This window comes from Photorhabdus thracensis (genome assembly GCF_001010285.1).
GTDB lineage: Bacteria > Pseudomonadota > Gammaproteobacteria > Enterobacterales > Enterobacteriaceae > Photorhabdus > Photorhabdus temperata.
Genome location: NZ_CP011104.1, coordinates 3,231,821 through 3,247,428, shown reverse-complemented (window position 1 = coordinate 3,247,428; position 15,608 = coordinate 3,231,821). Strand labels below are relative to the sequence as shown.

At 48.4% G+C, this 15,608-nt stretch carries 7 protein-coding genes; all 7 read right to left on the bottom strand.

Annotated elements, in window-relative coordinates:
* Positions 1-3: 3 nt before the first annotated feature.
* The 7 genes from tssE to tccB all read right to left on the bottom strand — a co-directional run bounded on the left by tssE (position 4) and on the right by tccB (position 15,606).
* Entirely contained in the window at positions 4-537 is a 534-nt protein-coding gene (gene tssE / locus VY86_RS14010) for a type VI secretion system baseplate subunit TssE (protein ID WP_052760845.1), read from the bottom strand.
* Positions 538-540: 3 nt separating this feature from the next.
* On the bottom strand, positions 541-1,176 hold the full coding sequence (locus VY86_RS14005) for a DUF3540 domain-containing protein (RefSeq protein ID WP_046975394.1): 636 nt from the start codon (positions 1,174-1,176) through the stop codon (positions 541-543).
* Positions 1,177-1,191: 15 nt separating this feature from the next.
* The gene (locus tag VY86_RS14000) at positions 1,192-2,259 is read right to left on the bottom strand and encodes a pentapeptide repeat-containing protein (protein WP_046975393.1); all 1,068 of its coding nucleotides are present in this window, start codon (positions 2,257-2,259) and stop codon (positions 1,192-1,194) included.
* Positions 2,256-4,805, bottom strand: coding sequence for a DUF2169 family type VI secretion system accessory protein (locus VY86_RS13995; protein WP_082111242.1), 2,550 nt, complete (start codon positions 4,803-4,805; stop codon positions 2,256-2,258). The genes VY86_RS14000 and VY86_RS13995 overlap by 4 nt, the downstream gene beginning before the upstream one ends.
* A gap of 21 nt (positions 4,806-4,826) precedes the next feature.
* Positions 4,827-7,331: a type VI secretion system Vgr family protein gene (locus VY86_RS22625; protein ID WP_052760844.1), complete on the bottom strand. Its 2,505-nt coding sequence runs from the start codon at positions 7,329-7,331 to the stop codon at positions 4,827-4,829.
* Positions 7,332-7,621: 290 nt separating this feature from the next.
* The gene (tccC, locus tag VY86_RS13985) at positions 7,622-10,753 is read right to left on the bottom strand and encodes an insecticidal toxin complex protein TccC (protein ID WP_046975391.1); all 3,132 of its coding nucleotides are present in this window, start codon (positions 10,751-10,753) and stop codon (positions 7,622-7,624) included.
* Positions 10,754-10,887: 134 nt separating this feature from the next.
* Complete coding sequence (tccB, locus tag VY86_RS22620; RefSeq protein WP_052760843.1) at positions 10,888-15,606, bottom strand: insecticidal toxin complex protein TccB; 4,719 nt, start codon at positions 15,604-15,606, stop codon at positions 10,888-10,890.
* Positions 15,607-15,608 lie beyond the last annotated feature (2 nt).

Genomic DNA, 15,608 nt, shown 5'->3' with positions numbered 1-15,608 from the left:
GATTTATCCTCCATCCACCAGCTCAAAACGCCCATTTTCCAGATCAACATGGCTGCTGAAAGTAAATGCTAATGGGCAAGGAGAACCCTGCAAATGCCCCCGGATTTCAAAGCAGAGAATATTGTGGGCATCCAATTTCTGATTACCAAGCATACCCGTGATAGTTAATTCCTGCGGCATAATGCGCGGTTCAAAATGAATAATGGCTTCACGTATCGTGTACTCAATACTTTCCCAGCTCACCTGAGAAACAAACTTTCCCGCCAGTGCCTGAATACCGAAATTCAAGGTACTGGTGCTAACATGCGGCCATGATGAGAGATCAGCACCAGAGGAATAATGGTCGCAGTTAAACAACGCCTGTAAATTATGCAGTACCGACAGACGATACTGCCGGGCACAGCTGCCATAAGATACCTCTTCCCGGCCATTGCTGTTTTCTGTCAGACGTTCAAGCAACATAGGAAGGGCCTGATGACCGGTATATATCGCCGAAGTTCGGCGTTCTCCGGTGTTTTTCTCTGATATTCTGCCCATCGTTCAGCCTATATGAATCTGTTCAGAGTCCACTTTTGTCACCGCCTGCGAGGTAATAATGGTATTACGTGCATGCAAACGGACATAATCACGGGCCTGACAATCCAGTTGTCCAACACGCACATGTTCTGTCTGTTCGACCTTACGCAATACGCGCTGGCTGATTTGCACTACGGTTTTCCACAATGCTTCCACGCGCCGGCCAAGCAAACAGGCCACATTGACCCACGCCGTCAATTCATCACCGCTGTAACGCATATGGGTGATATGACAATCACTCTGTTGCGCCGTGATCTGTACAGATTGACTATCAATACTGATCTGTTCAGCACTATGAAGCATCAGCTCTCCTTGCGGAGCAATATGCAAATCCCCCGGAACACTGAGCGTCACCGGCTGCTGTTCATCAGCGCGGCTTAACACCGCCAGCACCCATAGCCGCTGGCTATCGTCACCACAAATCAGTACCTCGTCACCGATTTGTGGCATCAGTAAACAACTCACAGCAACACTGCATTGCCAGCCACGCTGCTGATACTCCACGATCACATCCCCTGTTGGCAGTGTATTGACGATCTGCCCGGCGGCCTGTTGAGGAAGATTAATCTCTAATGGAAATGCTTTTTGTGTTGCGTTCATAAGCTAACCTCATCATTAATAGCCCTCACTGCGCGTACTCCACGTTTCTGCCGCAAACAGTGCGTCATCTCGTTCCAAAATGCCCTGACGATCGGAAAATTGACTGCCCTGCTGGCAGGCCCGGTGCATCAACGTGCGCTTAAAACGCGCCTGACGCAGATCAGCATTACTGATATCCGCCCAACTAAAATCGGCATAGCTCAAATCGCAGGCGACAAGAGAACAGCCATCCGCTTGCGCATAACGCCACTGGCTTTGTACTAATGTGCTATGGGAGAAATCAGCCTGATGCAGACGGGCAGCAATAAACTGTCCGTGATTGATTTTTGCCTGCCGACACTGTGCTTCACGTAAATCGCTTTCAATAAATAACGCGCCTTCGGCCTGTACCTCATCTAAACAGGCACCGCGCAACGATGCACCTTTAAAACAACTTTGCGTCAGTATCGCCTGCCGGAAATCGGCATGATCCAGCGGGTTATCGGTAAACTGGCAGGCCAAAAAAGTCAGCCCCTGAAACTGCCCTTCGCGCAGATCACAATGCGCAAACACCCCCCGTTCAAAACAACTACCAGTAAAGGTTATCTTGCGCAGATCCATACCGAATAGCGTCAAACTCTGGCAACGGCAGTTATGCATAACACCATTGTGAATATCACTGTCATACAGTATGACTTTATCAAGTGTACTCTCGATAAAACGCACACAATTAAGATGGGAAGCGATGAAATAGGTACGGCCAAGATCGGCATTTTGCAAAGAGAGCTGTCCCAACTGGCAATCATTAAATACGCAGTTATCCAGATGAGCGAGATCAAAACAGGCTTGCGACAAGGCACATTGCTGAAACGAACACCCTTTCAGCGTCATCCCCTGAAAAGAGGCATATGATAACTGGCATTGCTGAAACACAGTTTCATCAAGCCGGCAACAACTGAAATCAACGCTGTCAAAGACAACATTGACAAACACCATACCGGCAAGATCTCGCCCTGCCAGCAAATCACTCGTCAGGCATGTATCTTGAATAATCTCCCCTTGCGAAATTAGCGCACTCAATTGTTCTGACGTTAACGTTTTCATATTAATTTCCCGCTGGCACAAGGCAGGGTTTTGCACTGATCAAGCAGAGCACCCTGTAACTGAGTATTCACATCAACACTGGATTGAGAAATATCGGCACGAAACAGATTGGCACGACGCAAATCCGCTCCGGCTAAATGAGACTTTTGCAGTAATGCCCCCATCAGATTGGCGTCCTGCAAATGACTATTGGCCAGCCGGGTACGAATGAACAGGGAATGACTGCCGTTGACGGCGCGCATTTGGGCAAAACTGAGATCCGCTTCGCTAAAATCACAGTTTTGCAATATGGCCTCTGAAAAATCAGCCGCTTCAAGAACGATGAGGCGGAAGTTACAACTGGTCAGCCGCGCATGTTGGAACAGACCCGCACGAATATGAGTCTTACCGGTAAACACACAACTTTCTAAGTGTGCATGCTGGTACTGGGCATGATCCAGTGCGCTGTCCAGAAAAGTACAACTCTCCATCACGGCATGGTTGAAACGTACCGCAGTAAAACCACCATTGATGACTGTCATGCGCGTCAAATGCGCATGACTGAAATCCAACTCTTCCGGCACCAGATCCATAAACAGGCAGTTTTCCAGTCGTGCCTGAGAGAAATGACAATGATGCAGCGTACACTGCCGCAACAAAATATCACTCAGAGCAGCCTGGGAAAAATCACACATGACCAGTTCGGCCTGCTCCAGCGACACACCACCAAGGCATGCTCCGGTAAAATAACTGTTGTGACACCGTGCCCCAATCAGAGATGCATTATCCAGACACGCGGCCTTCAGCGAAGTATTGTTCAATGAAGCATAAGCCAACATCGCTTCACTCAGATCAGCTTCATCCAAACAACAGTTATCCAGATTGGCATTTTCTAACAGAGTACGCTGTAAATTGGCCTGACGAAGATCCAAACCAGAAAGATCCGCACCCGTCAGATCCATACCACTCAGATCCCGTTTTGTTGCCATGCAAGCGATCACATGACGACGTAACACTTCCGCCTGATCACCTTGCAACCTGCCCGCCGGCGGGCGCGTATCCGCTGATAGTCGATACATCTGATGTAAACTGCGGTACGTGCGTTTCAATGTCTCTGGTGTCTGGGGTTCCGGCGTTTTTTGTGACTGCTTGTACAACAGATCCAGCATACGGTAGTAACTTGCCGGACCCGCCGGGGGAGTACTGGATCGTTCAGCCGCCGCAAACGCCGTATTTTTTTGCTGAACCCGCTGTTGTATACGTTCTGCCTGTCGCTCCAGACTGGCAACCAGATCCGGTAATTGATCGGCCGTCAGCGCTTTTCCCTCTTTCTGCGGCAACTCGGCAAGCAGTTGATTGATATCCTGCTCTTGTCCCTGACTTCTCGCCTGATGCCGCTGGCGCAAATAGGTTTCACGCCTTGTCAAGGTCTGCGCCAACGCACTGGGCGTCACCTGTACGTCATTATCTATCCAAGGCGCAATCAGGCTTTTATCCATCAGATCCTGCTCCCGCAGAGTAAAAAGAGCGCCCTTCTCTTTTTCTGCCCGTTGCGCCATCACCTGCTGATAATGGGCAACCGGACGTTCAGCCTGTGCCAGCTCCATCGCCACCAGCATTTGATGTACATCCACAGCATCATCTTCATTAATCGGGCAAGCACCATGCCAGATAAGCACCATCCGTTCCAAATGAGGCATAAACCATACCGTGGTGGCACGTAAATGGATCTCCTCAAGGCGCATTTCTTCACCGCGTTGGCGGGTCATAAAACAGCGTGCCTGCCAGCGCGGTAACGTTCCCTGTTGTACCGCCTGAGTTGGATGCATATTCCAAATACGCCAGGTGGCTCCCGATGGTAAAGCAGGTTTCCCATCCCACCATTGATCCTGCCCGGCCATATTGCATAGATGCCAGTCTGTATCGCGGGCAAAACCGGGGAACTCATGTGCCAGCCACTGTTTATCGTATTTCTTCCCCATTAAGCGACTACGTTGCGGCCAGCTAAAATCCAGTGGGGCGAAACTGGCGGGTTGCACACGCTGATGCACTGAATGCAGAAGCTGATCGGGATGTTCGACGTTAGGTAATGGATGCCACAATATCCCGTCACGGGTAATCGGTTCATCCCCCTTACCTAATGGGTTTTCCGCAATACGGCTACCGCCGAACGCATTTTGCCAATCAAGGTGCATCTTCTCGAACGGTTGGGGCGATGAGGGATGCCCGTTCTGCCAGTAGCGCTCACCAAACACCAGCAAACTTTTTTCTTTATCAGCAACCTGAATTCTCGCCATGCAAGCCTCTTTTTGCTGCTGATGATTTGTCCAGGCGTAACCGGTAGCAAAGAATTCCGCACAAGGTTTAGGAATAGAGAGATCCAGCACTCCACCGGTACTTTGTAACTCTTGCGCAACCAATTGCCACAGCTCCGGTTCCGGTCTGATTTGTGGTGAACCACTCATATCCGTCAGCGCCATCACCGCCACCCCCAGATAGTTTTGCTGCTGCCAGCGCCACGGACGGTGTAAAACTCCCAGTCGCAGAGGTTTCATGATTTTCATCATCGGTTCTCCTGTCTTGGTACGTCAGATAAAAATACTTAAACCGCTGAGGCTCAGATTCAGTGCCACAGCATTGATATTTATCTGGCCCATACTGAGGCTAAGAGTACTGGTTGACATATGCAGCGTGGTATTACCGATATTCAGCATGTTATTCGACATCACCACCCCCTCATTTTTCACGGCAACGGAAGAGTTGGTATAGTTGAGCATATTGACACTTTCCGTCGTGCCACAGACGGTCAAGGTATTGCCAGCATGGGTTTCTATGTGGCCTTCAATTTTATGCACCATATCCTTGGTTTCGATGCACACCTCACCGCCACAGTTAAGATGAGCATCAGCATCCGCCTGAATTTTCAGGTTATCTTTAACATGCTCTTGCCAGCTACCCTCAATACTCCGTGTTACCGCGCCCTTAATTTCTACTTTTTGATCCTTATCCACGCGCTGCTGATCCACACCGTTGATCTCAACACTGACCCCCTTCTTGTAAATCACTGAGGTCGGCATCTTCTGTTGTTGCTGCTGTTCCGATGCTTTCTGATCCGCGACTTCCTCAGGTGTCAATCCCTGTAATGTCGTCAACGTCTTCTGCGCCTGATTATCGGCATCGCTGCTTTCTTTGTTGAAATACAGGCTGTCGCCATAGATTATTTGCTTACCGGCATCGAACAGAATATTGCCCCGCGCATGATGGCTGATATTTTCTCCGGCATGCTGGCTGATACTCTGGCTAGCCTGCATCTCTGATTTACCGTGGATACGTTCATACCTGCCACCGGCGATAAAATCTGCACGCCCACCGGCAGCGATAATGGCCGTTTTTCCCAGCCGGAAAGTTTGCATATCCGGCATCATTTTCAGGGTATTGCACACACCATGATGTTTGAGATGAGTTTCGCCTTTTATCTCCTGGGCTAAGACACCATCGACGGTGATATTTTTATCGTGCTCAACGGAGATATTCATGTCGCGTTCAGCGTGCATGGTGAATGATTCACGCCCCGGCGCATCTTCGAGAAACAGAAAACTGGCATTCTCTATCCCTCCTTTTTTGCTGCGGCTCATAAACCCCATTCGGGTAGCATCATCGGGTAGCTGCCAGGGCGGCATACACTCCTCGTTGTAAACCCGTCCGGTCACCAGCGGGCGATCCGGATCGCCGTTAATAAAATCAACCACCACCTCTTCACCGATCCGGGGGATCTGCAAGCTGCCATATTTCCAACCGGCCCAACTGCTGGAAACACGCACCCAGCAGGAACTTCGATCATCCGACTGACCATATCTATCCCAGCGGAATTTCAATTTGACGCGACCGTACTTATCGGTCCAGATGCTTTCTCCCGCCGGACCAGCGACTTCCGCCGTTTGGGGGCCACAGGTTTTCGGCCAAGGCGTTATTCGCTGCGGGCGCCAGACAACATCAGCCGGTACCGCGTGGAATGCAGCCCGGAACGGCCCTTTGTCCTGAGGCGTCCTCTTCAATTCGTCATACAAAGTACAGTCATACAGCTCATATTCCGCATGAGTCACCAGAAAAGACGGTGTATCAGGTGAACAAGGGTTGTTTTGCAGGGTAAATGTGCATCCGGGAGCCAATCCACATGCCGTCGTATTGCCATACATCTGTTGCTGTTGCGCTTTAAACGCTTGTTGGCGGATTTGCGCATAAAACTGACCGTGCTGATTGTCGATATAACGTCCCGGCCATTCGAAAACATCCGCCTTATTAACCGCAAACGACGCAGGATTGCTGCACACTTCCAATAAATGCGCCCGAGGCTTGCGAAAATCGTAATCATCCAGCGTATAAACTCGCGGCGTAATTTCCTGTGCTGTACTCCAGCACATAATACCTTCCTGATGATCAACAACGCCGGGCTGTGCAGCTAAATAGGGAATATGAGAATAATCATCGTTAAATGGCCGATGTGCATTTGGAGAATCTGCCAGAATTAAAGTATGCCCCTTTTCATGATGACTGAAATAATAGTAGATGCCTTCGTGTTGCATTAATCGACTGATAAAGTCAAAAGCACTCTCCTGATATTGGACACAATATTCCCATTGACGATAATGGCTACTGAGACGGTTTTCTATATTGATATGATATTCTGCCAGTAACGCGGCAATAATATCCGGCACACTCTGTCCCTGCCAAATACGACAGTCACGGTTTTGTGTCAAATACCATAAGGAAGGATGCAACGTGAAAATATATAATTTATCGTTTTCTTCCTGTAAATGGTGCCCAATATATTCAATACGTGTAATATCACCATGCAGGAAGCGGGAACCGCCCTGTGCCAACAGGATCTCCAGAGCCATACTCTTACCCAGTAATGACTTCATATCGAGATCATTACGTGTACAGAGAAACTCTACTTTAAACTGATACAGCTGCGACAATGATTCACTGCCAGTTAATTTTCTGAAATACAATTTATCGCCATCAGACTTACTAAGCGGTATATGCGCCACAATGCGGACATCTGTATGATAATCGGATGTATGACTCACCATAATCTTCTCCAATAAAGCAGACTCGTCTCACTGTCAGGGAGCAATACTCACGCTGACCTTCCCAGACGATAATAAACCTTACAGATTTGAGCAGGACATCAGGTGATAACATGAAATTGATGATGATTAAGTAAAATGGAGCGATAGATGATACGAAATTCAAAGTGCGAGTGCAGCCAATAAAGAGGCAACTTGAAAGATGACGGGTATAAAAGTCACCGCATCCCGCCTCGAAATCTCCGCCCAATATTGGACGGAGATTTCCGGCAATGTTTATTACAATATATTGACTATAAAGAGAAAACTCGTCGTGCTGCTCCCACAGCACTGGTTCCATAGTCTATCGCATTAGCGATCCCGGTTGTGGTCAGCACCCTGCCTCTGATCTGATTACCAATCATGCCGGCAACATTATCTATACCACTGCCGATAGCACTTAGCCCTCTGGAAATCCAACTGTCTCTTCCCATTGTTCTGTGCAGGCCGGTTCCAATACCACCCGCAAGCCCGCCGATAAGGCTAAATATAGGCTCAAAAACAGGTCTGACGACACTGAAATGCACTAATTGTCTGGCTAAACCTGCTACATGTGGGCTGACAACCCGGCCTAAGATCCTCCCCAAAAATCCACCACCGGTTATTCGGTTAATAGCCATTTCAGCCCCCAGACCAGCGGCATAACCCACCGCATAGTTAGCTAAATGTCCAGCAGGGTTACTGGCGACATCTAAACCAAAGCCAACCCAAGAACCGTAATACGTTCCAATACCGGCATGAATTCCTGCTCTGGTGCTGCCTTGTGTACCCGTGATCATCCCACCAGCCGCACCTCCCGCCGCTGCCGATATTTCATGTGTAAGGGTGGAAGAAGTACCCAACATGGTATCAATGGTGCCTACCGCACTCCCGGCCCCAATAGCTCCACCTATTCCACGGTCAGCATTATTGATTAATGATCCTATGGCTCCGGTGGCCGCACCGGCGGCTGATGCAACACCGACGCCTTGTGCTCTCGCACCATAAGCCGCGGCTGAACCCGCTCCGGCAGCAGCGCCAGCCGCCGCCTGCACTAACGTCGATTTTCCCTGTACGAGACGGGCGAGTAATGCTCCTCCCTTTTCCAGGAGACTTCCCACGTTATATCCCATCAACGCACCGATCCCTGCCCCAATGGCAGCAACACCCAGAATGACAGGAATAGCCGCGCCAGCGGTACCGGCAATGGTGGCTGCAAGACCGCCAATCGCAATCCCTCCGGCAATGGCTCTGCCAATTTTTTGTCCCCGTCTCATTGAAGCAGACATGCCTTCATCCGGTTTACGAAACAGAGATGAAGCAAACCAAAATGTATTCCGATTTCGGTTCGCAGAAGGCGCTAATCCGTCGTGGTCAGTCAATGTGATTGGGTTATTCCTTACCATCCGATACAGATTCAACCCATCCACGGTTCCCGCCGGATCCGCATTCAACCACCGCCCCACCCACGGCTGATAATACCGGTAGCCGTAATAATACAGTCCAGTAGCATCCCGCTCTTTACCGGAGTAACGAATAAATTTGTAACTGGCTTCTGTCTGGTTTTTCGCCGCCCATACCGCCGTGCCGCCATACGGATAATACTCTTCCTGACTGAGAATCTGCCCTTCGCTATCCAGTTCAAGCTGGCTGGAACCAAGAAGATTATCGTAGCTGTAGCACACCTGATTGTTGTTGATATCTTCTGGCTTACCGTTTTCCCAGTGCAATACCCTTACCTGTGCGCGACCAGCCTCACCTACCGTAATCACCTGTAAACTTTTAGTTGTTTTATCTGCAACCTGGGTTGTGCGTAGTTCTAATCCCGGTAGATAAGTCACCCGTTGTACTTGGGTACTGTTACCGGTCTGCTGTTCACTCACTTTTAGCAATCGCATTCCATCACTGCCATAACGATACCATTCCCGATCACTAGCATCTTCACGGCTCACTGGCGTTACCTGTTGCAATTCCCCTCGGATATTCCAATCCAGGTTTTGCCCTGGCACTAATGTTTTCTGATGACCACCGGAATCAAATAGCGCATCCACCTGGGTTGGATCTGTCGTTAATGTACTCAATACCGCCCGGTTGCTACGGCTTGAAACTGTTATGTCTGTGGTGTAATTATTTTGAGTCGCAGGTGAACTGTGTCGAATTTGAACCAAATTACCGCCACGGTCATAAGTATAAGTACGAAGGTAATTGGTATAGGTGCTGTTGTCGGCAGGAACAGGTATAACAGGTGAAGGGAGTTGGTTGCTTTGCTGGCCGATATTCGCCATTTCACGCCCTGTCGCACGAATAAGCTGATACAGGGAATCATAAACATAACGGTTCTCCGGCACTACTGTCTGATTACGCCAAAAGCGAGTAGCTTCCGCATCATTATGGATACTGATTACGTTGCCAACCGGATCATACTCATAACGCAGATCCTGCAACACTTTGGCTGTTGATTCTCTGTTATCTGCACGTCGGGTGGTAATACCTATCAGACGTTGAGTTTCTGGTTCATAACTGTATTCCGTAACCACGCCATTACCATGCTCTTCACGCAACTTATGACCTGCGGCTGACCAGGTTAAGGATTTAACAATAATCTGCTCATTCTGGCCTTTCACCGTCAACCAGCTACCTTTTAACTGACCAGCAATGTCATAAGCCAAACGTTGAATATTGCCTTTCGCATCGGTTTGGGTGAGTAAAGCACCAATAGCATTGGTTGTACTTTGCGTCGTATAGACCTCACTTGCCAACATACTCTGCCAGACGGTTTCATCATCACCCATCCAGTTCGTTTCCTGCCCTTCGGCCAGCAATTGGTGAGATTGGGATAAAATGGCGCCTGCCAGTGACTGACTTTCCAGCCGGGTAACTCCCGCCGTGTCGTAGTGGCGTATACATTGACCGGAGAGGTTATAGTCTTTCTCCGCAGTTGTATTCTCAGCCCAGATAAAGCGCTCTGTTACATGAGGAGTATCTTCATCGGAAACCCGTTCGCTAACAGACAACAGACGACCGGGCAAAGTGTTGCTTTCATAGAGACGAGTCTGACGAACACCTGTTGCATTAACAGTCATGACCAGACGGCCTTCAACATCATTTAATGAGATGGTGCGACCAGCATCGACACTCTCTGTCCGCAAGGCATTACCAGCCAGATCATGCAGCCAGACAAAATTAGGCTTCACCGAGTTATTGGTCTGCTTTGCATCATACAAGCGTGGGTCAATACTCTGATTCAGGTGTCCACGGACATCATACTGGTAACGGGTGACGCGGGTATCAGTATCCCCGCCGATCACAACACGCTGAAAACCGATATCACGAATGGACAGACCGCGATTATCTAACACACTGACTGTTGGGGTTTGAGTATAAAGAGTGGTATCAGACGTACTCATATCATATTCCTTCTATTTTGTTTTAAAACTTCCCTTCCAATGAAATGGAGAAAGATAGCAAGATTGATTTTAGGTATGACAGATCCTCTCCCACTCTGGCTACCAGAGTGGGAAAGTCTTAGTTAAAAGTTAATTTAAGAGAGTGTTTTCTTGACCTGGTTCGCGAAACTGGCGCCGCCGTCGCAAGCGGTATAATGCACCTGCACCAGTACATCATCCATATTCGCCAACAGTGCAGCCTGCATCTCATCCGCCTTCAGCGTCTTATCATCAATATGCTCATCCACAGAACGCGGGAAGTTGAGCGTCCATTTGGAAACTGCTCCAGTCCCCTCAAACGATAAATAGCGCTCATCTTCCAAACGCAACTCAAAGCTACCGGCATCATTAATGCCAGAAGAGAGCACCACCTGCTGGCTGGCCCGCAGATTGGTGACAATATGCGTCGCATCACCCTCTTTTTTACCTGTCGTATCATTGAGACGTTTAACACCATTGATATCTGCTGCTAACAATGTACTGCTGCTGGTCTGAGTGAGCGTTGCCTTCACGTTTTGATACGGCCCGATCAACGTCGGCAATGTCACTGACACAGTTTTAATCTGGCGCAAATAGTGCCCCGGATAGTCGTTGTCAAACAGCTTTTCGCCTAATGTAAAATCGACTTTACCTTCGGTTTTTAACTTATTGAAACCATCATCACCCAATAAGTTTTTAAGCGACACAGTACGAATCACATTAAGACGGCGTTCGTGACGAGCCAAATATGCCGCTTCCATTTGGTGCAAATTGAGTTGCAGTGTCTCCCCCACTTGCAGACCACGATAATGGTCATTCCAGGTACCGGTCTGGATAAAAGCGGTGGCGTAATCACCCAATTCATACTGCCAGCAAGCTTGGGCAGAGAGGCAGAGAGCAACCACGGCATCATACGCTTGATAATACAACGCGGATAATTGACCACTCAGCCACTGGTACAGAGTCGCTTGGGTGAAACGAGTAGTTAAGTAAGTCAACATGGTACGAATTTGTACCTGCTGTGCCTTCGCCTGTTGCAGGAAAGTCTGAGCTGCTTTCTCGCGCACCGCCAGCGCATCTAACTGTTTCTGTAATGCGTCGACCTCAGACTGTGCCTGTTGGTATTGAATTTGCCACTCTTCACGACGGCGGCGGTAATTCTCTGTAGTTGCCAAACGCTCGGCCACCACGCAGGCAACCTGACCGGCGGTCACTAATCCGCTGGCAATCGCTTCCGTTACCCCTTCATAACGCATGCCACCATCAGCCAAACCAAAGATATTCGGGATCACTTTCAGTGCGCCACTGGCAGTTTGTACACCGGTGGAAGAAGAAATCAGGGATTGTGCTGACGTTTGGGTATCCATCACCAGTTGTTCCGCACTGGAGATGTTGTTTTGATACAGCGTGTAATAATGGTCATGACGCTGTTGTGCCGTAGCCTGACTAGCCAACAGAGCCAGACGATCCGCCGCCAATCCATCCAGCGCCTGTTGTTGCAACGTGATGGCATAACTGGACATATCTAACAGTTGCTGTTGTGCCAATTCTTCTTGACCGGCCCGTTCGCTACGTTCCAACAAGCTAAGCAGGTTCTGACCAAAACCGGTTAGCGTACCCACGGCGCTGTAAGCCCGCGGCAACATAGCGCTGAAACGGTATGGCGGCACCGTCAACATGGCACCACTGACGCCATTCGTCAAAGTGCCGGATTGAGCACGCTGAGCCAACAGTGCTACCGGATCAACAGGCGCAGCATACAGCGGCAGAGAAAGCGGCTTACCATCAACGGTCAGGTTATGACGCAGATTGTATAGCCGTGCATCCAACGTATCCCAGTGGGACAACATCAGAACATTGAGCGGTTCATTAAAGTAGCCATTATCTGCCAGTTTCAAGTAGCTGACATTGCGGCCCGGTAATGCGGGTAAGATAGTATTACTGTTAACCAATTGGAGCTCAAAGTCACGTAACGCTGTTTTCTGCCCGGCAGCCAAGATATCAAGGGTTTGCGGCGTCCAAGTGCTACTCAGCGATACATCCGGACGAGGCCCTAGCAATTCAGCAGCCAGATTGTAATAGACACGGGCCTGAGTCAGACCGTCACGAGTCAATTGGCGATACCACATATCTCCCTGAGCAATCAAGTTGCTGACATAGGCGATAAACACCGCTTTCTTGTATATCACCGGATGAGCATAAGCCTGAGTATCCGGATCGATAGAATCGCCTGAATGACGTGACAAATCGCTGTTTTCTTCAACCAACGGACGTACATTCCAGTAAGCCGGAACATTATCTGACTTGCTTTTCATCGCCGGATCAAAGATGTAATGCAAACTCTTTTGTGCCGACGAAAATTGCTGTTCGTTGGCAAAGCGTGTAGCAACCAAAAACGGCAGGTGAAAGAATAATTCCCAGAAATAGAGGCCATTTGAACCGTTAAAGTCCATTAGCTCACTCTTACCATTAGTAACCAGATCGGCCTCCAGAGAAGGATCTGCCTGCAAGGTGTAATTCAGCAAACTATCCAGCCCCAGATTAGCCTTTTCAATCAAGGTACGCACAAAGGTGGTGTTAAGACGGGTGTTCGCGGGTAATGATGAAGTACAAAAGTCTAAATATTGCACCAGACCACGCTTGCTATCGTAACGGGACACCAATTGAGGAATCTTATCCGGTGCTTTACTATCTTGCAACGCGACATAGACATTGAACCACTTACTGACCTTGGAAGAGCCCATTTGTTTTCCTGACGGACGATAATAATGATCCCACATAACACTCAAACAAACCTGTAGATAGTTTTTATTCGGGTCAGCAGAGGAGAAATCCGCATCGGACAGGGTATAAGTCGTAGAATAAGCCGCACCTTTGGCAAGTTGGAAAGTTTGCTTACTGTCGTCACTGTCGTCTTTAGACAGATCGCCCCCATCCGCCGTCTTAGCATTGATTTTCTGATAGAATTTGAGGTTATTGGCGATTTTGCTGAAGTTTTTGATAGTGGTTAATGTTGGACCATCTGGAGACATAAATATAGCCTCAAGCTTATCATGATTAATAGCGCAGTTCATTCCATTCACAATATCAATAAAATACGTACCGTCTGTAATAGGTAGATAACGACTATTCGGTGTACTTCCTAGCCAAGCGATATAACTATCCTGCACAGTAACATAATGGCACCCAGAAAATAGAGGGCCCGCATTCCATTCATCATAAGTCCGCTGACATAACGCCCAAATTCCATTAGGAACAGATCCTCCACCATATATATCCGGATCGTATTTGATAGCCGCATTATGAAAGGTGTAATAATTTCCAAGATCATGGTAATCCAGATAAAAACCTTCACCCTCTCGCCATGTAAAACCATAACCAGACGAAGAATCATATATAATATCGTTATATCCAAACGTATGACGGTTAATAAAATCCCCATTAGTTGTGGTTTGGATATGGAGTGTCAGACCATCTTGATCGATATACACATAGGCCCCGGTAGTACCCTGTTTCAAGTCATCAATTTTACCTACCCAACCAGTACTTTCAGGATCTTCTGTTGGTTTGCCCGGAACAACCTTAGTAATCACATACTTTTTATCGTATACCGCAAATTGCAAGCAGTTTTGACCATCCGTTTCATCACGGTAAGTACTGAACAAAAAGTCCTTACTTGACGGCATGAGAACATGACGATTGAAAGCTGAGTCACAATAGAGATAACCATAAATAGTAGGTTTATTTTTCTTATTGTCCCCATCACCTTCAAACTGACGGACAAACACTCCTAACATCAGACGGCCATACGGGTTACTGTCCGTTTCCTCCGTCGGGTCGATACTAAAATCGGTGGTAGCCAGCAGATTGACTTGACGCAATGTGGTGCTCGATTCATCAATCAACAGGCCGGATCGCTGTGTTTTTGAACTTTCATCTGCTTGCTGCGTCATCAGCGTGGTCGTATTCGGCGCTGTCCAAGTATCATCATAACGTTTATAACCAAACTTTATGCTGTAGGCATGGGTCTTACCGATATCTTTGCCATTAGCGTCTTTCTGTACCGCCGGATCACGTTCAACCCAAGCCACATATAGTCGATCATTATAAAATACCGGGCGAACTGTATGCTCCAGCACCGTATCACCAGACAGCGGCAAGGTAATTTCCTGCCAATCATTCCAGCAATTTGGTGTCACCGGATTCCCTGCCGGATCTTGACGGTTTTTACTCAAATCCATCTGGCGCCAGTAGTAGCGATACGGTTTAGTGGTAGTGCGACCAATAAAGTAATAGATGGCTTTGGCAAATTCATCCTGATTAATATAACCACTAAGCACATACAGATTGCTCACCGCCTCAAACGCATTGAGATACGCTAGAACAGAATCCTGAACCCGATCCGGATCAAGTCGATTCTGGTTTAAAGTCGTCTCCAGCTCCGAGAAATAATGGCTTTTTTCCTGCCGGGTGATAGGGGAGATGTAGTTTTCAGCGTAATTCCCAACCTCAGCCCCCGCAGCCCAGATAGCATATTGGCTATCATTGTCACGCCATTCGTTAGCGGTAGAAGGTTCCATCGCTTGACGCCCCGGTTCAGAGCCATTGACCAGACGAGTCATATATTGCTGTATGCTGGCAATCGCTTGAGCGACTCGACTGGTCTCAACTTCATCGGCCACTTCGGGGTCAATCAGCAAGTATTCGTACAAGTCTTCCACCGTCACTGGTTGTTTGTTAACGCCTTTCAGCGTCGGCGCCACAAAATTCATATAGCCAGTCACCAACGCATCACGCTGGGATTCATTCAGTTGTTTTTCCATTGTCGATAACATAA